Source organism: Mycolicibacterium mageritense (assembly GCF_010727475.1).
GTDB lineage: Bacteria > Actinomycetota > Actinomycetes > Mycobacteriales > Mycobacteriaceae > Mycobacterium > Mycobacterium mageritense.
Genome location: NZ_AP022567.1, coordinates 4,833,029 through 4,849,396, shown reverse-complemented (window position 1 = coordinate 4,849,396; position 16,368 = coordinate 4,833,029). Strand labels below are relative to the sequence as shown.

The 16,368-nt window shown below is 66.4% G+C and carries 20 protein-coding genes; 10 read left to right on the top strand and 10 right to left on the bottom strand.

All coding sequences use genetic code 11. The features are described from left to right. Position 1: 1 nt before the first annotated feature. From G6N67_RS23400 to G6N67_RS23385, 4 genes are all read right to left on the bottom strand, one after another. On the bottom strand, positions 2-1,543 hold the full coding sequence (locus G6N67_RS23400; RefSeq protein ID WP_036428499.1) for an FAD-binding protein: 1,542 nt from the start codon (positions 1,541-1,543) through the stop codon (positions 2-4). Beyond that, positions 1,540-3,195, bottom strand: coding sequence for a steroid-22-oyl-CoA synthetase (locus G6N67_RS23395; protein WP_036428501.1), 1,656 nt, complete (start codon positions 3,193-3,195; stop codon positions 1,540-1,542). The genes G6N67_RS23400 and G6N67_RS23395 overlap by 4 nt, the downstream gene beginning before the upstream one ends. Beyond that, positions 3,188-3,751: a nuclear transport factor 2 family protein gene (locus tag G6N67_RS23390; protein WP_036428502.1), complete on the bottom strand. Its 564-nt coding sequence runs from the start codon at positions 3,749-3,751 to the stop codon at positions 3,188-3,190. The genes G6N67_RS23395 and G6N67_RS23390 overlap by 8 nt, the downstream gene beginning before the upstream one ends. Positions 3,752-3,975: 224 nt before the next feature. Continuing rightward, positions 3,976-5,118, bottom strand: a complete 1,143-nt coding sequence (locus tag G6N67_RS23385) for a PucR family transcriptional regulator (RefSeq protein ID WP_036428506.1) — start codon at positions 5,116-5,118, stop codon at positions 3,976-3,978. 116 nt (positions 5,119-5,234) lie between these two features. Between G6N67_RS23385 and G6N67_RS23380 the strand changes: the two genes are divergently transcribed. The 6 genes from G6N67_RS23380 (at position 5,235) to G6N67_RS23355 (ending at position 9,786) form a co-directional block, all read left to right on the top strand. Continuing rightward, entirely contained in the window at positions 5,235-6,872 is a 1,638-nt protein-coding gene (locus G6N67_RS23380; RefSeq protein ID WP_036428508.1) for an acyl-CoA carboxylase subunit beta, read from the top strand. 23 nt (positions 6,873-6,895) lie between these two features. Next, positions 6,896-7,168 carry an acyl-CoA carboxylase subunit epsilon gene (locus tag G6N67_RS23375; protein WP_036428510.1) on the top strand — a complete coding sequence of 91 codons (273 nt, stop codon included), beginning with the start codon at positions 6,896-6,898 and terminating at the stop codon, positions 7,166-7,168. 51 nt (positions 7,169-7,219) lie between these two features. After that, positions 7,220-7,861, top strand: a complete 642-nt coding sequence (locus G6N67_RS23370; RefSeq protein ID WP_036428511.1) for a Maf family protein — start codon at positions 7,220-7,222, stop codon at positions 7,859-7,861. A 48-nt stretch (positions 7,862-7,909) separates the two neighbouring features. After that, positions 7,910-8,341, top strand: a complete 432-nt coding sequence (locus tag G6N67_RS23365) for a DUF3040 domain-containing protein (protein WP_051578423.1) — start codon at positions 7,910-7,912, stop codon at positions 8,339-8,341. A 20-nt stretch (positions 8,342-8,361) separates the two neighbouring features. Next, a complete protein-coding gene (locus tag G6N67_RS23360) occupies positions 8,362-8,778 on the top strand; it encodes an SRPBCC family protein (protein WP_036428513.1) in 417 nt (138 codons plus the stop codon). A 114-nt stretch (positions 8,779-8,892) separates the two neighbouring features. Further along, positions 8,893-9,786 (top strand): manganese catalase family protein, encoded by an 894-nt coding sequence (locus G6N67_RS23355; RefSeq protein WP_036428515.1) that lies wholly within the window; start codon positions 8,893-8,895, stop codon positions 9,784-9,786. Between the two features lie 51 nt (positions 9,787-9,837). Here G6N67_RS23355 and G6N67_RS23350 read toward each other — a convergent pair whose 3' ends face one another. The 3 genes from G6N67_RS23350 to G6N67_RS23340 all read right to left on the bottom strand — a co-directional run bounded on the left by G6N67_RS23350 (position 9,838) and on the right by G6N67_RS23340 (position 11,870). Further along, complete coding sequence (locus tag G6N67_RS23350; protein ID WP_036428517.1) at positions 9,838-10,422, bottom strand: hemerythrin domain-containing protein; 585 nt, start codon at positions 10,420-10,422, stop codon at positions 9,838-9,840. 33 nt (positions 10,423-10,455) lie between these two features. Beyond that, positions 10,456-11,058: a phosphodiesterase gene (locus G6N67_RS23345; protein ID WP_407663292.1), complete on the bottom strand. Its 603-nt coding sequence runs from the start codon at positions 11,056-11,058 to the stop codon at positions 10,456-10,458. Between the two features lie 233 nt (positions 11,059-11,291). Further along, on the bottom strand, positions 11,292-11,870 hold the full coding sequence (locus tag G6N67_RS23340) for a GAF domain-containing protein (RefSeq protein WP_131524544.1): 579 nt from the start codon (positions 11,868-11,870) through the stop codon (positions 11,292-11,294). Positions 11,871-12,168: 298 nt separating this feature from the next. Here G6N67_RS23340 and G6N67_RS23335 point away from each other — a divergent pair, with 298 nt between their 5' ends. Together G6N67_RS23335 and G6N67_RS23330 are read left to right on the top strand one after the other, a co-directional pair. Beyond that, the gene (locus tag G6N67_RS23335; protein WP_036428522.1) at positions 12,169-12,552 is read left to right on the top strand and encodes a low affinity iron permease family protein; all 384 of its coding nucleotides are present in this window, start codon (positions 12,169-12,171) and stop codon (positions 12,550-12,552) included. Then, complete coding sequence (locus G6N67_RS23330) at positions 12,533-12,916, top strand: DUF6766 family protein (protein WP_396897932.1); 384 nt, start codon at positions 12,533-12,535, stop codon at positions 12,914-12,916. Before G6N67_RS23335 ends, G6N67_RS23330 begins: the two co-directional genes overlap by 20 nt. 6 nt (positions 12,917-12,922) lie before the next feature. Here the strand turns inward: G6N67_RS23330 and G6N67_RS23325 are convergent, their stop codons facing one another. The 3 genes from G6N67_RS23325 to G6N67_RS23315 all read right to left on the bottom strand — a co-directional run bounded on the left by G6N67_RS23325 (position 12,923) and on the right by G6N67_RS23315 (position 14,897). Next, the gene (locus tag G6N67_RS23325; protein WP_230022044.1) at positions 12,923-13,975 is read right to left on the bottom strand and encodes an alpha/beta fold hydrolase; all 1,053 of its coding nucleotides are present in this window, start codon (positions 13,973-13,975) and stop codon (positions 12,923-12,925) included. A gap of 130 nt (positions 13,976-14,105) precedes the next feature. After that, complete coding sequence (locus G6N67_RS23320) at positions 14,106-14,672, bottom strand: hemerythrin domain-containing protein (RefSeq protein WP_036428527.1); 567 nt, start codon at positions 14,670-14,672, stop codon at positions 14,106-14,108. A gap of 15 nt (positions 14,673-14,687) precedes the next feature. Then, positions 14,688-14,897, bottom strand: a complete 210-nt coding sequence (locus G6N67_RS23315; RefSeq protein WP_036428530.1) for a DUF2795 domain-containing protein — start codon at positions 14,895-14,897, stop codon at positions 14,688-14,690. A 345-nt stretch (positions 14,898-15,242) separates the two neighbouring features. Here G6N67_RS23315 and G6N67_RS23310 point away from each other — a divergent pair, with 345 nt between their 5' ends. Then, positions 15,243-15,452 (top strand): hypothetical protein, encoded by a 210-nt coding sequence (locus tag G6N67_RS23310; protein ID WP_036434228.1) that lies wholly within the window; start codon positions 15,243-15,245, stop codon positions 15,450-15,452. Positions 15,453-15,510: 58 nt separating this feature from the next. Further along, positions 15,511-16,290 (top strand): SGNH/GDSL hydrolase family protein, encoded by a 780-nt coding sequence (locus G6N67_RS23305; protein WP_036428532.1) that lies wholly within the window; start codon positions 15,511-15,513, stop codon positions 16,288-16,290. Positions 16,291-16,368: the final 78 nt, after the last annotated feature.

Here is a 16,368-nt window from a genome sequence, read left to right as displayed (position 1 = left end):
TCTATCTCCCTAGCATGTCTTTGACGGCCAAGTGGCTGAACAGCATGCTGGTGCCGATCGGATTTCCACCGCCCGGATAAGCGGTGCCGCTGGGCGCGGCCATGGTGTTGCCTGCGGCGTACAGCCCCGCGATCACCGTTCCCGTCCTGTCGAGTACCCGGGCCGCCGTGTCGGTACGCAGCCCGCCCTTGGTGCCGAGGTCGGAGATCCCGAACGCGGCGGCGTGGAAAGGTGCCTGGTCGATGGTGACGAGCGGCGACGCGCCACCGGAGAACGCGCGGTCGTACGGCTCGTCGCCGCGCCCGAAATCCTCGTCGTGGCCGCGGGCCGCGAACGTGTTGAACCGCGCCACGGTGGCGGTCAGGTTCTCCGCGGGGACGCCGATCTTGGCGGCGAGCTCTGCCAACGTGTCGGCGGTGTGCCACAACCCGGCATCGAGGTATTGCCGGGTGTCGACCATCGAGACGTTGGTCGCCTTGACGGGCGGAACCTCGCCCTCGCGGTCGTCGTAGATCATCCAGTACGGCAACGTCATCGATCCGTCGGCCAGCCGCGGCAGGATCGCTCGGCCGACTCGGTCGTAGGCCGCGGACTCGTTGACGAAACGTCGACCGTCCTGGTCGACGAAGATGCCACCGGTGAACCACAGCGCGAACGCCGAACGTCCGTCGGGGTGGGTCATGCCGGGTGACCACCATGCCTGGTCCATCAGGTCCACGTCAGCGCCCACGGCGATCGCGGCCTGATGCGCACGGCCCACGTTGGCCGGCGGGCCCATGGTGTCGCGTGCGGCGCCCGGAACCCCGTATGCGCGGCGCAGCTCGTCGTTGCCCTCGAAGCCGCCCGCCGCGAGCAGCACACCGCGCCGGGCCCGGATGGCCCGGCGCTCACCTTCGGTCTCGACGATAGCGCCGATCACGTCCCCGTGCTCAACCACCAGTTCGACGAGCGAGGTGTTGCGTCGCAGCGACGCATTCGGGTACTGCTCAATGGCTTTCACGAACCGGGCGATCAACGCCCGGCCACCGATGAAGTAGTCGTCGGGTTGTTCGGCGCCGAGCCGGTCGGCATCGAGTGGCCCGCGCACCAGCTCACGCAGATGCGGCGCCTTGGCCACCTTGAGTGGGCGGGCCGCGATGTGGCGCTGGCCGTCGGCCCGGGCTTTCGGCGCCGTGCCGAAGTAGTCCGGCCACGGCATCGGCGCGAATTTCAGATTCTCGTCGGATTCGAGGTATTCGATGAGCGCCGCACCACCGCGGACATAGGTTTCCTGAAGGTCGCGCGGCGTCCGGTCCTCCACGACGGCGTGGTAGTACTCCAGCGCGTCCTCGATGGTGTCGTCGGTGCCGGCCCGAACCAGCACCGGATTGCACGGGAACCACACACCACCGCCACCGGAGTACGCCGTGGTGCCGCCGAATTTGTCACTGGCTTCGACCAGGAGCACCGAAAGGCCTTCGCGCGCAGCGGTGTAGGCTCCCGTTACCCCGCCGCCGCCCGATCCGGCGATCAGCACATCGCATTCGGCATCCCAGCTCGTCATAGGTGATGTTGCCTCCCGTACTGCGCGAACTCGCCGTCCAGCGCCCGTCTGGCATCGTCGTCCATGGCCTGATACACCGGTGCCCCGCGTCCCACCCACCGGTACACCAGCTCGTCGGTGTGCCAACGCTGCTGCTGCAGTTCACGTTTGAGCACCTTGTTGGATCCCGTCACGGGCAGATTCTTCGAAACCCGCAGGAAACGCGGGATCCCCTTGGCACCAAGGTCATCCTGCTCGGCCAGGAACTCGACGAATCCAGCCGCATCGAACGTCTCGGGTTCGACGACTTCGATCGCGGCCATCACCTGGTCGCCCGAGCGCGGGTCGGGTACCGCGTAGACTCCCGCGGCCACGACATCGGGGTGCCTGCGCAGCACCCGCTCGATGGTCAGCGCCGAGGTGTTCTCGCCGTCCACCCGGATCCAGTCCCCGCGCCGCCCCGCGAAGTAGATGAAGCCCTGTTGGTCGACGTAGCCCAGATCGCCGGTCCAGTACCAGCCGTTGCGGATCCGTTCGGCGTTGGCCTCGTCGTTGTTGTAATAGCCCTCGAAGCTGCGGGTGCCGAACTTGTCGACGATCTCCCCCACGGCCTCGTCGGGATTGACCAGCCGGCCGTGCTCGTCGAAAACCGCAGGCGCACAGTCTTTCATCGTCTCGGGATCGACGATCACCACGCCGGCGTGGGCCGGCCGGCCGAGCGCGGCCGGCGGCGCATCGGGATCCAGGGCGACCGCTCCGCCACCTTCGCTGGAACCGTAGCCCTCGAACAGCTCGGCGCCGAAGCGACGGCGGAACTCATTCTGGTCATCGGGCGATGCCTCGGTGCCGAAGCCGCGGACCAACGGGTTGTCGGCGTCGTCGGGCCGTTCTTCGGTGGCCATCAGGTAGCCGAGCGCCTTGCCCACGTAGGTGAAGAACGTCGCGCCGAAATACCGGACGTCGGGCAGGAATCCCGACGCGGAGAACGACGGTGTCACGCACACGGTGGCGCCGACCGACAGCGCGGGCGCCCACAGCGCCATGATGGCGTTGCCGTGGAACAGCGGCATGCAGCAGTACTCGACGTCCTCGCGCACGTGGCCGAACTTTTCCCCGGCCGCGTAGGCGATCCGGGCGAGCCGGCCCTGGCTGCACCTGACCGCCTTGGAGGTTCCGGTGGTGCCTGAGGTGAACAGCAGCAACAGCAACGAGTCCGCGTCCACGCCGGGTGCGATGGCGGGCTCAGGCCGAAGCGCGTCCAGCGCCGCGGTGTACTCGGGGTCGTCGATCTTGAGGATCCGGTCGGGGCCCAGCCCGAGGTCGAGGTTGCGCAATCGTGCCGCGCCCGCGCTGTCGGTGACGATCAATTGGCAATCGGCGAGGCGGATTTCGGCTGCCAGCTCGGCGGCGCCGCGCGTCGGGTTGATCCCGACGATCGTGGCGCCGACGAGCGCTGCACCACCGAGCCAGAACAGGAAATCGGGCACGTTGTCCAACAGCACGCCGATGTGGAATGGCGTGTCCTGCCGCAACTCCTGAGCCAGCGCACCGCGGGCCGCGGATTCGGTGACCACCTCGTCCCACGTCCAGTCTCGGTCGCGGGTTCGCAGGCCGAGGTGCTCGTCGCCTACGCGGTCGAGCAGCATGGCCGCGATGTCGGTCCGATCAGGCATGGGCTTGGGCGGCGGCGCGCTTCTGGTCGAGGTAGGCCTGCGGCAGGTCTTGCGGGCTCAGCTTCGTCACGCTGACCGGGCCGGTCTGATAGGCGTCCTCACCGATGATCAGGCCGTCGGCATCGATCGGCCAGTTGATGAGCTGACGGAACACCAGCAGGTAGTCGCCGTCCGGATCCTCGACCTCCACGCCGATCGCCTGGGCGGCCGCGCCCGGATAGATCATCTTCATCCAGCCTTCGGTCATCACCAGATCATCGTCGACGGCAAGGCGATCGATCTCGAAAACGAGGTGGTTGGCACCGCTGGCCACGAATGCCTCGTAGTAGGCGCGCACCCCCTCGGTGGTCTTGGGGCCCATATCGGCGTTGGCGTACCAGAAGTGGTAGTCCGGATTGGGACTCAGCGTCGCCATGAGCCGGTCCATGTCGGGCTCAGCCTCGGCTTTCATGTGCTCGAGAACGATGCCGAGCACCTGACGGTGCCGCTCATTGGTGGTGGCGGCGAGACGCTCCTCCACGGGAACCCAAGTCCTGGTCGGGTCGATGATGGCCATCGCGGCCTCCTTTGTCGGTTGGCGCTGGGCTGCATCGCAATCTTGGCCAAACTGGTGATGGTCGTCACCAGCCACACGTCGGTCGATCGCGCGAATCGGCCCGACAACTGTCGGGTGCGGGCGCCGGAGTTTGCCGAAACTGAAGTGTGGGACAAAAATGCGCCCACATTTGTCCCTGGCTACCGTCTCGATGTGGCCGCAGGCCACGTACCGGAGATCCGCGACTACAACAGGTCCGCGTCGGCGAGTTCGGCCGACGACAGCGCGATCCGCCGGACCATGAGCACAAGTGTCGCGAGGAATCGATCCATGGGATCGTCGAGATCCCAGCCCATCTGGGCTTGCACGTGCGCAAGCCGCGCAGCCACCGTGCTGTGGTGGACATGCAGCTCGGCCGCGGTCCGCCGCAGCGACCCGAACACGAAGAACGCCTCCATGGTCTGCACTTCCAGCGCGCCGGTCGGCGACGACGCAATCTCGTTGATGCGCGCCACGTCCCGGTTGCGGCGCACGCGGTCCATCGGCAGGTCCGCCAGCAGCTCCAGCGAGCTCAGCCGCTCGTAGGCCACCGCGCGCCTGCCGTATCCGGTCGACGACGCGAACCGCAACGCCCGCAGCGCCTCGTGCCATGACGTCGATGCGCCGAAAACGTTACCGCCAGAGCCGATTCCAACCCACGGGCCCGACGCCGTGCCCACGTTGACGGCCACCGGGAACTGTTCGACGATGACGCGCTCCAGCCGATCGGAGATCTCCCTGGTGTCGAACAACCCTTGGCACACAATGGCTGTCGCACTGCCGATCACCGCCGAACGCACGGCCAGCCCGGGCAGCTCCCCGGTGACGATGCGCAACGTGTCCGTCGGCGAATGCCCGGACGCGGCCAGCACGCACGTCGGCCTGGTCTCGTCGAGCCCCAGCAGCCGGATGGCGCGCGCCCGGTCTTCGCGGTGCTCCTTGCCCGACAGCACGACCTCCACCAACGCGGGATCGCCCAGATGCGGCGTCCCACTGACCCCGGTGCGCTGCGCGACGCGTCGCAGCACGTGGCGCAGCCGGTCGACCAGCACCGCGTCCAGTGGATGCGCGGATCCGGCGCGTTCGACCCAGACGACCGTCTCGTCCGGCCGCGGCGGCTCGGGGGCGCGGTCCTCGGCCGTGTCGAGGCGTCCGGACGCGTCGTAGCGGATGACGGTGCCGCCCGGCCAGCGGGCGCCGACGGGGCCTTCGGCCATCAGTGCCGCCGTGCGAACCACGGCGTCGGCGTTGGCCTCCTGCTCCTCGAGTGCGTCGAAGTGCGCGACGAGTCGCAGCACCGAAGCGGGGTCGGAGCCCAGATTCGAGAGCCGAACCGGGTCGGTGGTCATGCGGGAAAGAGTAGGCCGACGGCTGGGACGCACAGCACACAACGCGGAGGCGAAGTGACGCGTCACACCCCACCTCTCTTAGACGCGTCTTAGGGTTACCGATAGCATCGTGACCCATGACGAGCGTTACCGAGCCGCCAGAAGCGCGAGCCGATCATCAGGTGGACATCCACACCACGGCAGGCAAGCTGGCCGACCTGAAGAGGCGCACCGAGGAAACGCTGCATCCGGTCGGTGAAGCCGCCGTCGAGAAGGTGCACGCCAAGGGCAAGCTGACCGCGCGCGAGCGCATCTACGCCCTGCTCGACGAGGGTTCGTTCGTCGAACTGGACGCGCTGGCCAAGCACCGCAGCACCAACTTCGGGCTCGATCAGAACCGCCCGCTCGGCGACGGCGTGGTCACGGGTTACGGCACCATCGACGGCCGCGACGTGTGCATCTTCAGCCAGGACGCGACCGTGTTCGGTGGCAGCCTCGGCGAGGTGTACGGCGAGAAGATCGTCAAGGTGCAGGAGCTGGCCATCAAGACCGGCCGGCCGCTGATCGGCATCAACGACGGCGCGGGCGCCCGGATCCAGGAGGGCGTCGTCTCCCTGGGTCTGTACAGCCAGATCTTCCGCAACAACATCCTGGCCTCGGGTGTCATCCCGCAGATCTCGCTGATCATGGGTGCCGCGGCCGGTGGCCACGTGTACTCCCCCGCGCTGACCGACTTCATCGTCATGGTCGACCAGACCAGCCAGATGTTCATCACCGGGCCCGACGTCATCAAGACCGTCACCGGCGAGGACGTCACCATGGAGGAGCTGGGCGGCGCGCACACCCACGAGTCCAAGTCCGGCACCGCGCACTACGTCGCGTCGGGCGAGCAGGACGCCTTCGACTACGTCCGCGACCTGCTGAGCTACCTGCCGCCGAACAACTACGCCGAGCCGCCGCACTACCCGGCACCGGCCCCCGAGGGCGCCATCGAGGACAACCTCACCGAGGAAGACCTCGAGCTCGACACCCTGATCCCGGATTCGCCGAACCAGCCGTACGACATGCACGAGGTCATTTCGCGGATCCTCGATGACGACGAGTTCCTCGAGGTCCAGGCCGGCTACGCGCAGAACATCATCATCGGGTTCGGCCGCGTCGAGGGCCGCCCGGTCGGCATCGTCGCCAACCAGCCCACCCAGTTCGCGGGCTGCCTGGACATCAACGCCTCCGAGAAGGCCGCGCGGTTCGTCCGCACGTGCGACTGCTTCAACATCCCGATCGTGATGCTGGTCGACGTTCCGGGCTTCCTGCCCGGCACCGACCAGGAGTACAACGGCATCATCCGCCGCGGCGCCAAGCTGCTCTACGCCTACGGCGAGGCCACGGTCGCCAAGATCACCGTCATCACCCGCAAGGCTTACGGCGGCGCGTACTGCGTCATGGGGTCCAAGGACATGGGCTGTGACGTCAACGTGGCGTGGCCCACGGCGCAGATCGCGGTCATGGGCGCCTCGGGTGCGGTCGGCTTCGTGTACCGCTCCGATCTGAAGAAGGCGGCCCAGGAAGGCCAGGATGTCGACGCGCTGCGCCTCGAACTGCAGCAGACCTACGAGGACACCCTGGTGAACCCGTACATCGCCGCCGAGCGCGGTTACGTCGACGCGGTCATCCCGCCGTCGCACACGCGCGGCTACATCGGTACCGCGCTGCGGCTGCTGGAGCGCAAGATCGTGCAGACGCCGCCGAAGAAGCATGGGAACATTCCACTGTGAGCGGGGCGAACGATTCAGCTGCTGTGAGCGGGGCGAACGATTCAGCTGCTGTGAGCGCGAACGAGGCGGCCGCGGAAGCCCAGGCTGACCACGAGGCCCACATCAAGGTGCTGAGCGGTAACCCGACCGACGAGGACATGGCCGCGCTGATGGCTGTGCTGGGCGCGGCCGGCGGCGGCGCCGAGCCGGTCAAGCGGGACCGCAACCTGTGGGGCCACCCGGTCGACAAGCTGCGCTATGCGATCTTCAGCTGGCAGCGGGTGACGTTGTTGGAGCGGACCCACATCCGGCGCTGACGCAAACAGCACCAGTGAGCGCTTGCGCGAAGAAGAAACGGCACCGATGAGATGACCCGAGTCGTCCTGGGTTCGGCATCGTCGGGCCGGCTGGGTGTGCTGCGGCAGGCCGGGGTCGACCCGGTGGTCGTGGTGTCCGGCGTCGACGAGGACGCCGTCATCGCGGCTGTGGGCGACGCACCACCCGAGCAGGTGGTCGGTGCCCTGGCCGCTGCCAAGGCCGACGATGTGGTGACACGTCTGCCTGCGGCCATCGCGGAGGACTGCGTCGTCATCGGTTGCGATTCCATGCTGTATCTCGATGGTGCGCTGTGCGGTAAGCCCGGAACCGTCGATGCGGCGCGACGCCAGTGGCGGGCGATGGCCGGACAGTCCGCCCAGTTGCACACCGGGCACGCCCTGGTCACCGTGCGCAACCGCGACGTCGTCTCCCGCAAAGTCGAATCAGCGGTCACCACAGTGCATTTTGCCAAGCCATCGGCCGCCGATCTGGAGGCGTACCTGGACAGCGGCGAACCGCTGGGCGTGGCGGGCGGTTTCACTCTCGACGGGCTCGGCAGTTGGTTCGTCGAGCGCATCGACGGCGACCCGTCGAACGTCATCGGGCTGAGCCTGCCGCTGCTGCGCCGCATGCTGGCCGCGGCGGGGGTGTCGGTCGCCGAGCTCTGGGAACACAGCGCGCCGTCGCGATAGTTTCGAGAGACCGACTGCGGGATTTCGTCGGCTCCACGACGTGTATGCATGCCCGTGTCAGGGAATCCCAAAGACGATGGATTCGACGCCCAGCGGGTCACCGGCATGATGGCGGCGGAAGGAGAGAAGATGCCGCTCTCCGATTATGAAAAGCACCTGCTCGCGGACATCGAGCGGGAACTGCAGAGTGACGATCCGAAACTCGCTCAGCACCTACGGGCTCCGTACCGGGTCGCGGTTCGGCGGATGAAGGCGGCGGCCCTCATCGTGAGCGGGCTGGCCGCCATGGTCGCTGCGATGATCGTTGTGCCCACCATGATCGCCGCGCTGTTGACGGCATCCGTGCTGGGCTACTTGTTGATGCTCGCCGGCGCGGTCTATCTCGTGACCGGACCGGGCAAACCGTCGCTCTTGCCCGAGGGGATCTCGGCCCACAGAGTGTGGACACGGCGAAGAGGCGAGCCGACAGCGAACGGCTGACCTACGCGGAAGGAACGGCAATGGCACACGTAGAGGCGACCGCACTGGTGGATCGCAACATCGACGAATTGTGGCGCGAGATCGGGCCGTTTCACGCCGTGGCCGAGTGGCACCCGATGCTGGCACGAGTGGAAGGAAGCGGTGATGAGATCGGTGCGCTCCGGGCGGCCGAAACACGCGACAACCAACACCAGGTTGAGCGGCTCATCGCGCTGAATCCCGAAGACCATCGATATCGGTACGAGATCATGTCCACCGACATGCCCGTCGACCACTATGTCGGTGACTTCAGCGCCCGTCCTGAGGACGGGCAACACAGCACCGTCATCTGGTCCGCGGACTTCGAGGTGACCGCAGGCGATGAGACGGAAGTGGCGAGCGTGGTCCGCCGCTTCCTTGCCGCCGGAGTCGAGAACCTGGCGCGCCGTTACGTGTGAGGCGTGCCGCGGCGTGCATCGGCGTCGGCGCACACGCAACTCGTCAAACGGGTTTGACGCGGTCGTTTGCGTGGTATGCGGCGGGATCAGCCCGACGCAGCCCGAGGAGCGCCAATGTTCATCCACAACAAAGACCTGCAATTCGAAGTCCGGGTGAGCCAACCCGACCCACGATTCGCGACCATCCTGCAAGAGCAGTTCGGCGGCGCGAACGGCGAACTCAAGGCGGCGATGCAGTACTTCACGCAGGCGTTTGTGCTGCGTCAGAAGAACCCCAAGATGTACGACCTCTTCATGGACATCGCGACCGAGGAGCTGAGCCATCTGGAGATGGTCGGAGCGACGATCACGATGCTGCTCGACGGTCTGAACGACGATCTCAAGTTGGCGAACGAGCGCTGTGACTGGATGCCGGCGGTGGCGAGCCCCGAAGGCCGTGAAGAGGCCATCCACCAGGTTGCCGTCAATCCCTTGTACTTTGCGCTCACGGGCGGCGGCCCCGATGTCAGCAACTCGGCCGGCGTGCCGTGGTCGGGTGCATACGTGAACTCCAACGGAGATCCGTCGGTGGATCTGCGCAGCAACTTGGCCGCCGAGTCGCGGGCCAAGATCGTCTACGAGTACCTCAAGCAGTTCACCGACGATCCGGGTGTTCAGGACACGCTCACCTTCCTCATGACCCGCGAGGTCGCGCACTACCAGCAGTTCACGGCGGCGCTCAACGAACTGCCGGTGAACTTCCCGCCCGGCACGCTGGCAGGCGACGACCGCTTCCAGAACGTCGCGTTCAACATGTCCAACGGCAAAGGCGATGTCCGCGGACCGTGGAATCAAGGGCAGGGACCGTGGCCCGACGGGATGAAATGGAAGTACGTGAAGTCTCCTGCCGACGATTGGCTCGGCAGCTCGATGCGCGAGAACAAGGGCGTCGAGAACAATCCCGACGGTGAACCCGCGGTTCACAGCGAAAAGCCGTTCACTCACGAACAGCACACAGCCACAACGTAACCGGAAAACGCCAGGGGCCGGCTGAAGCGCCGGCCCCTCCGCTTTTGCCCGTTACTGATCGGGCGGATCCGGTGGGTTCTTGTCGTCACGTCCGCTCACCGCGTCGCGGACGTGGTCGATGATCGCCGCGCCCATGCCCATGGTCATCTGGGCGCCCTGACTCGACGGCGTGCCGGGATGCGGGCGGGTGGGCGCCAGCTTCTTGGCCGCCTCAAGCTCGGCGCCCAGCTTGTCCAGGTCACCGGCGCTCACAGCGGCCGAGAACCGCGGCCACACCACCTCTTGCTCGTATGTGATGTGTTCTCGGCCTGCCTTGATGAACTCGTCGAGGGCATCGTGGTAATCGGCCTGGCCCGGCTCGCCGTCCTCGAGGCGCTGCAGCAGCTTCTTGCCGGCCTCCTCCTGGTCGATCGCCCGATCGGCGAGTTCGTCGCCGTCATCGAGGGCCTGCCGTACGGCCGGCCAGAACAGCTGCTCTTCGATTGCCTCGTGTTGGGATTCCGCGATGATCAAGTTGGTCACCATCGTTTTGAGGCCGCTTGCGGTGGCGCCTTCGCCACGCGGCGCGCCTTCGAGCACTTCGAGCATGCCCAACACGCTCTCGTGGTCGCTGCGCAGAAATGCCAGTGCATCCATCAATCTCCTCCGTTCCGGACATAACCGCTGAACTCACCCGGCATGACGGCCACGCCGGCTGCGGTCGTAGGCGTGCGCGCGCAACGAAGCCAGCCACTGTGGCGCCGGCCGCACTCCGGGTGCGACGTGCAAGACCGGGTCGAACGCCACGTCGTGTGCCGCATCGGACGGTACGACGCCGCGCAGAGTCAGCCGGGCCAAGGGCCGAAACGGTTGCGCGCCACAGGCTTGATCGATGTCGAACCGCACACCGCTGTCGCGCAACCGATCTCGCACATCGGCGAGCGGTACACCAAAGCCGTTGATGTCGTCGACCATTCGCGCGCTGATCCACCAATTTCGGTTGTGGTACCGCACCGGCATCACGCTGGAAAGCGGCTGGCCGGACCACCGAAGCGCGGGCCGCACGCCGACGACACGGCCGGCTGGGCCGGTACCGGCAGACGCAAGCAGGATGTCCCACGGCGTCGCGGCGGACTGCTGCGGTGGCAACCGCACGGCGAGTCCGATGATGTCAGGCACCGCGCCCGGCAGGCCGAGCCCTTTGGACAGCCGAGCCACCACGTCGTGAGTGGTTTCGACGGGCAGACCGTCGCCCGCGGGTGCAGTCCGTTCAAGGGAGCCCGTTGTCAGCACACCGTCGGGATGAAAGACCCTGCCGTTCCGCAGGGCGGCAATCCATTGGAAGGGACCGCTGACAGCGCTGGACGCACGTGCACCAACCGTCTTCATGGCAGCGCGCGGGTGGGGCATCGTCCTCATCACGGACCCTCTCGTCGGGTTCAGGCTGCCCGGGGAGGTACCCGGGCGCCGACCGACCAAACACCACGGGTCGATTCACACCGGTCGCCACGGCCCGCGCAGCGGCATCAGTGGCGCACCCAGCGACTGACTCCTTGAGGGCGTCGTGAGCGGGAACCCACCGCGGCGACGTGGCAACGCACCGGCGGTTGATTGCGTGCCGCTTCGAGACAACCGGCGGCGTGTTTGGCGAACACCGAGCCGGCCTTCACCACATCTGCCAGAAATACGCTCGGGCCGTCAGCGGACATGGCCAGCACCGCACTGTCGCCACCGTCTGCCAGCAGCGGGAACATGAGAATCGAACGTATCGGCGTGAGTGCTGAGGCCTGTTCGACGAAGGCAGGCCAGCGCTTCTCGACGGACAGGTCGTCGACATGCACGGCCCGGCCATCCGCCGCAGATTGGTAGCCGGGGCCCTGTCCGCAAAGCCGCTGAACGTGGTCGAGCATCAGCGCATCACCATCCGTGGCTGCAAGCGAACGGATCACTCCGCTTTCGCCGAACAGCGCCACCCCGGCGTGATCCACAGCAGGCAGTTGCTCAGCGGCGGCCATCACGATCTTTGCCAGGATCACGTAGTGGTCAGGATTGGCACCGCCGCTCGATCTCCGCACCAACTCGGTCATCGCCGCATCGAGTTCCACCGCGTCTCCCACACCACCGCCAGACACCGGAACCTCCTGGTACTCATCGGATTATCTGATTACCCGCCGTAGGCGTCGGCAAACCCACTGCCGCAGGCCACGCGGTGAATCCGCGGTTCACAACACCGCTGGGGCGGCGCGTCGTCGGGCCTTGCCGGTTCCCTGTCCACGTGTTGCTGCGGAGCCCCAAGCCGAGCTCGGGGCCCTCGCGCAGTTTCGGCCGAGCGACACGGGGTACTACCAGGGTCGCCGGCTTGTCGGTGCCGGCCTGACGTCTGACAGAAAGAGCGCAGATCCGATGGCATCGAAGGCTGACACCCCGCAGGGGTTGACTGCGCTCCTCGACACCACCAGCCGCGTTGTGGGATCACGTTGGACCGCAGTGCTTATCGCGGCCGCGGCGGTCATCTTCTTCGTGGTGGGAGCGGTGACCGGCTTCGATCACTGGTGGCAGGTGTTCATCCATTCCGCCGCGGCCTTGGTGACACTGCCGATGTTGTTCGTCCTGCAGCACACCACCAATCGGCACACCACCGCGATCCTGATCAAGCTCGATGAGCTGATCCGGGCCACCACCGACGCCAAAGAAGACGTCATCGACCTCGAAAACGAAGAGGTCAGCGATCAAGAAGAGCTGCACGACGAACTTCACCACGGGAGCGATGCCGCGTCGGAGGGCTGAAGGAGGGGTAATGCGACATTTTCGACGGTGGGGTGCGGTGTATGTGCTGCTGTTGCTGTTCGCCGGATCATGGTTCGGCCAGTTCGTCACACAGCTGCAGACGTTCCGCTCCGAACAAGCTGCGCACGGCCAGCCGTTCGCGTGGCCGGAGTACTGGAGCACCTTCTTCGCGAGCACCCTGGAGAACTGGCAGAGCGAGTGGCTCCAACTGGTGTTCCAGGCCATCCTGCTCCTCGGTGCGAAACACTGGATATTCAAGGTCGACGCCGACGACATGGAGCGGATCGAGGCGAAGATCGACAACATCCAGGACCGCCTGGGACTGCCGACACCGCCGCCGGGAGACACGCAACCCCAGCGCTGATCCGGTTCACGCGGGGCGGGCATCCCGGGGCCGCAGGAACTCCCGCACCACCGCCGCGCGCCGCGCGGCCTTCGGGTGATCGGCACGCCGCACGAGTTCCATGTCCACCCGCCCGCGCACATCCATACCGAGCAGGTTGTGGTCCGGGTTGAGAGTGCGCACCAAGGCGTCCGGCTCGACCAGGCGTCGGTCCCACGCCGCGATGTCACGCCAGTCGTCTACCCCCAACGCTTCTGCGGCATGGCGCAACACGTCACCCAATGCGCCGTCGAGCAGTCGGCGCACCGAGTCCGCGCCTCGACGGGGATCGGTGATGAGCCAGGAATGGCAAGCGTCGCGCACACGGTAGAGCGTCGCATTTGCGTCGTCGGCTACCTCACATGCACTTTCGAACGGCACAATCGCATCGCTTGCCCCGTGCAACACCATGGTCGGGATCTGCCGTTCGCGAATGACCCGCAGCAGCGACGTGCACTCCCCCGACTGCATGATCGCCCGCGCGGCACCCGTGAAGCCTGTGGGCGGCAGAATCTTGCCCAATGCCACAGCGGTAAGCATCCGCAGATACCGGCTTGCCGCGGCGACCTGCATCCAGAACGGGTCGCGGTACATGTCACTCATCGCCCCGGTGATGGTGCGCAAGATCTGTCGAGGCGAGCGCGTCACGGTCGCGACGGCAGCATCGAACGACGCGCCCGCCGCGGCGTCGAAAAGGATGACGGCCAGTGCCCGATCGGGCACGGCTGCCGCGAGATGAATCGTCAGGCGCCCGCCCATCGAATGGCCGGCGACTACCGCCTGCTCGATGCCGAGTGCATCCAGTGTGCGGATAACAAGGTCCGCGCGGTCGCCGAGTTCTCCTGCGTCGCAGGGTAGATCGTGAGTATCACCATGCCCTGGGGTGTCGACCGCCACCACCAGAAAGCCGAGAGCAGCGACCCGACTCAGTAGGCGCAGGTATGCGCGACGGCTCAACCCCAAACCGTGCAAGAACACCAGCGGCACGCCGTGGCCACCGACGGAGACACCGACCTGATGGCCGTCGTCAAGTCGAATCACGTGGTGGGACAGTCGAACTCGGGCTGCCGCTCGACCGGATGTCGCCGCTTTCATCGGGCATCGCTCCTTGTCAGGTGGGAGCTGGATACCCGCGCCGAGCTGCGTCAAACGCTGCGGGCCCGGCGCTGCGTCATCCGCCCCGACCGGTCAGGGCATCCCGCAGCCGATCGATCAGACCGACCCCGGGACCGATGATCATGTCGACCGGGGGTCGATCCGGCGCGGCCGGATGCGGGCGGGTCGGCGCCGCCTTCTTGGCCTTCTCGAACTTCTCGCCGAGTTCACGCAGATCGGTCTCGGCGCACGCGGCTCGAAGTTTGGGCAGCAGATCCTGTTCCTCATCTTCGATGTGGTGGCGGATGTCCCCGATGAGCTTGCCGACGAGTTCTTCGAAATGCGGGTCGTCAGTATCGGTTTTCTCGATCTGCTTCATCACCAGTTCGGCTTGGGCGTGCTCTTTGAGCTCATGGTCTGCCAGCTCGTCGCCGTCGTCGAGCACCCGCCGCGCGGTCGGATAGAGATACTGTTCCTCGGCCACCGAATGCCGGACGAGTTCGGTCACGACGTGTTCGACGAGGTCTCGCCGTCGCGGCGGATCCTCGTTCTTCTCCAGCTCTTTGAAGACTTCCTCCACCTCGCGATGGTCGGCGATGATGTCGTCAACCAGATCCGGGTGCGGGTTCGCTGCTTTCGTCATTTCTCTGTCTTTCAGTCACTGCCCGCCACCCAGCGCATCCTTGGATCCGAGCGCGGACATGACGGCATTGGGCCCGTCGAAACTGTCCTTGTCGAGACCCCGCAGGGTTTCGACAAGATCGCTGTCCGCACCGTTCTTCTGGGCGTGGTCGGCAAGGTCTGTCGGTGAGCCCGGGTAGTTGAAACCGGCCAGGCACTTCTGCACTTCTGTTACTTGAAATCCCATGCCTGCGCTGTACCCGCGGCCGTGCGCACGAAACGTATTCCCGGTTTCGACTGCGTCACCAGCGGGTATTGATTTCTCAGCGGCCCAAGGGCGACATGAGGCGGGTGCGACGGAAATGACCGGCATCAAGATGTTCGGCGCAAACTGGCGCTGACACAGGAGATTCCATTGCTGTTGAACGACAAGCAGTTTGGTCGACACCGCGCACGTGGCCATCACGACGGGCGGGTACCGGCGGTCGGCAGTGACCAAATTGCAACCTTTTTGGCCGACGGCACGCCGCGCGGAAGACCCGGATCCGCACCGGATCGGGTTGACACTGGGCCGATGCCAGTCGAAGAGACGATGTGGGACGTTCGCGTCACCCGCGACATCGAAACCTATGACCTGGAGCGGCTGCGCGCCGCATTCGCCGACATCATCGCCAAACGCCTCGCACCGGGCAAGCGCCTGCTGCGCGTCGTCACCTGGTGCCAGGACGGCGGTTCGCTGTTCCGCACCAAGCCAGGGGCCCGTCGCTACGCCGTGGCCTACGAGGTGGTCTTCACCGCTTGACGGCACGGGAGCACTTGCAGCCCGCCGTGTTTCACACACAAGTCCATAACATGGAGCGATGACCGCTCCCCGCCGGATCGCCGCGCTCGGCAGCTCGTATGCCGCCGGTCCGGGTATCCCGCCAGTCGCCGACCGCGCCGCGATGCGCTCCGGCAGAAACTACGCGCACCTGCTCGCCGAGACGTTCGGCGCGCGGCTCACCGATCTCACGGTGTCCGGAGCGACAACTTCGACAATCCTCGACACCCCGCAGCGCGTCGCGTTGACGAAGTTCCCGCCCCAACTCACCGGGCTCCCCTCCGACACCGACCTGGTGTTGATCACCGCGGCGGGCAACGACCTCGACTATCTGGGCTCGGCGATCAAGCTCGGGGTGTACTTCACCCTCGACCGCTACACCGGCAGGCGATTGCAGCGGTGGCGGCCCGCCACTCTTCCCGTGGTCACGCAACCCCAGCTCGATTCGGCCACGAGCGGTCTGGCGCGTGTCGTGGCCGAAGCCCAGCTCCGCGCACCGCAGGCCCGTGTCGTTCTGGTCGATTACCTGCCGTTGGTCGGCCAGGAAACACGAGCGTTCGAGGACGCGCCTTTCGACGCCGCGGCCATCGCGGCCGTGGCGACCGTCCACGAGCAGCTGTCGGAGGTGTTCGCTCGCGCCGCCGACGCCACACGTGTCGACTTGGTCCTGGCTTCACAGCTGGGACGCGGCCACGAGTTGGGCACCGACGAGCCGTGGATTCAGCCCCTGCAGCCGATCCATCGGTTCGCCGGCTCCTTTCATCCCAATGCCGCAGGCATGGCCGCTGTCGCTCAGCTGATCGAGCGCACCGTCGCCTGACGGCCGTCGCGGCAACCGTGATCGGGGACCATAGGCGGGCGTCGCGGCACTACCGAGCAGCAATTTCCGGTCCGGCGG

Coding starts and splice junctions, on each gene's coding strand:
- G6N67_RS23320 (WP_036428527.1), bottom strand. CDS start 14,672: ATGACGAAAGCAGCGAACCCGCACCCGGATCTGGTTGACGACATCATC.
- G6N67_RS23330 (WP_396897932.1), top strand. CDS start 12,533: ATGCCGCGTCGGAGGGCTGAAGGAGGGGTAATGCGACATTTTCGACGG.
- G6N67_RS23360 (WP_036428513.1), top strand. CDS start 8,362: ATGGCACACGTAGAGGCGACCGCACTGGTGGATCGCAACATCGACGAA.
- G6N67_RS23305 (WP_036428532.1), top strand. CDS start 15,511: ATGACCGCTCCCCGCCGGATCGCCGCGCTCGGCAGCTCGTATGCCGCC.
- G6N67_RS23365 (WP_051578423.1), top strand. CDS start 7,910: ATGCCCGTGTCAGGGAATCCCAAAGACGATGGATTCGACGCCCAGCGG.
- G6N67_RS23370 (WP_036428511.1), top strand. CDS start 7,220: ATGACCCGAGTCGTCCTGGGTTCGGCATCGTCGGGCCGGCTGGGTGTG.
- G6N67_RS23380 (WP_036428508.1), top strand. CDS start 5,235: ATGACGAGCGTTACCGAGCCGCCAGAAGCGCGAGCCGATCATCAGGTG.
- G6N67_RS23400 (WP_036428499.1), bottom strand. CDS start 1,543: ATGACGAGCTGGGATGCCGAATGCGATGTGCTGATCGCCGGATCGGGC.
- G6N67_RS23350 (WP_036428517.1), bottom strand. CDS start 10,422: ATGGATGCACTGGCATTTCTGCGCAGCGACCACGAGAGCGTGTTGGGC.
- G6N67_RS23315 (WP_036428530.1), bottom strand. CDS start 14,897: ATGGGATTTCAAGTAACAGAAGTGCAGAAGTGCCTGGCCGGTTTCAAC.
- G6N67_RS23310 (WP_036434228.1), top strand. CDS start 15,243: ATGTGGGACGTTCGCGTCACCCGCGACATCGAAACCTATGACCTGGAG.
- G6N67_RS23395 (WP_036428501.1), bottom strand. CDS start 3,195: ATGCCTGATCGGACCGACATCGCGGCCATGCTGCTCGACCGCGTAGGC.
- G6N67_RS23355 (WP_036428515.1), top strand. CDS start 8,893: ATGTTCATCCACAACAAAGACCTGCAATTCGAAGTCCGGGTGAGCCAA.
- G6N67_RS23385 (WP_036428506.1), bottom strand. CDS start 5,118: ATGACCACCGACCCGGTTCGGCTCTCGAATCTGGGCTCCGACCCCGCT.
- G6N67_RS23335 (WP_036428522.1), top strand. CDS start 12,169: ATGGCATCGAAGGCTGACACCCCGCAGGGGTTGACTGCGCTCCTCGAC.
- G6N67_RS23390 (WP_036428502.1), bottom strand. CDS start 3,751: ATGGCCATCATCGACCCGACCAGGACTTGGGTTCCCGTGGAGGAGCGT.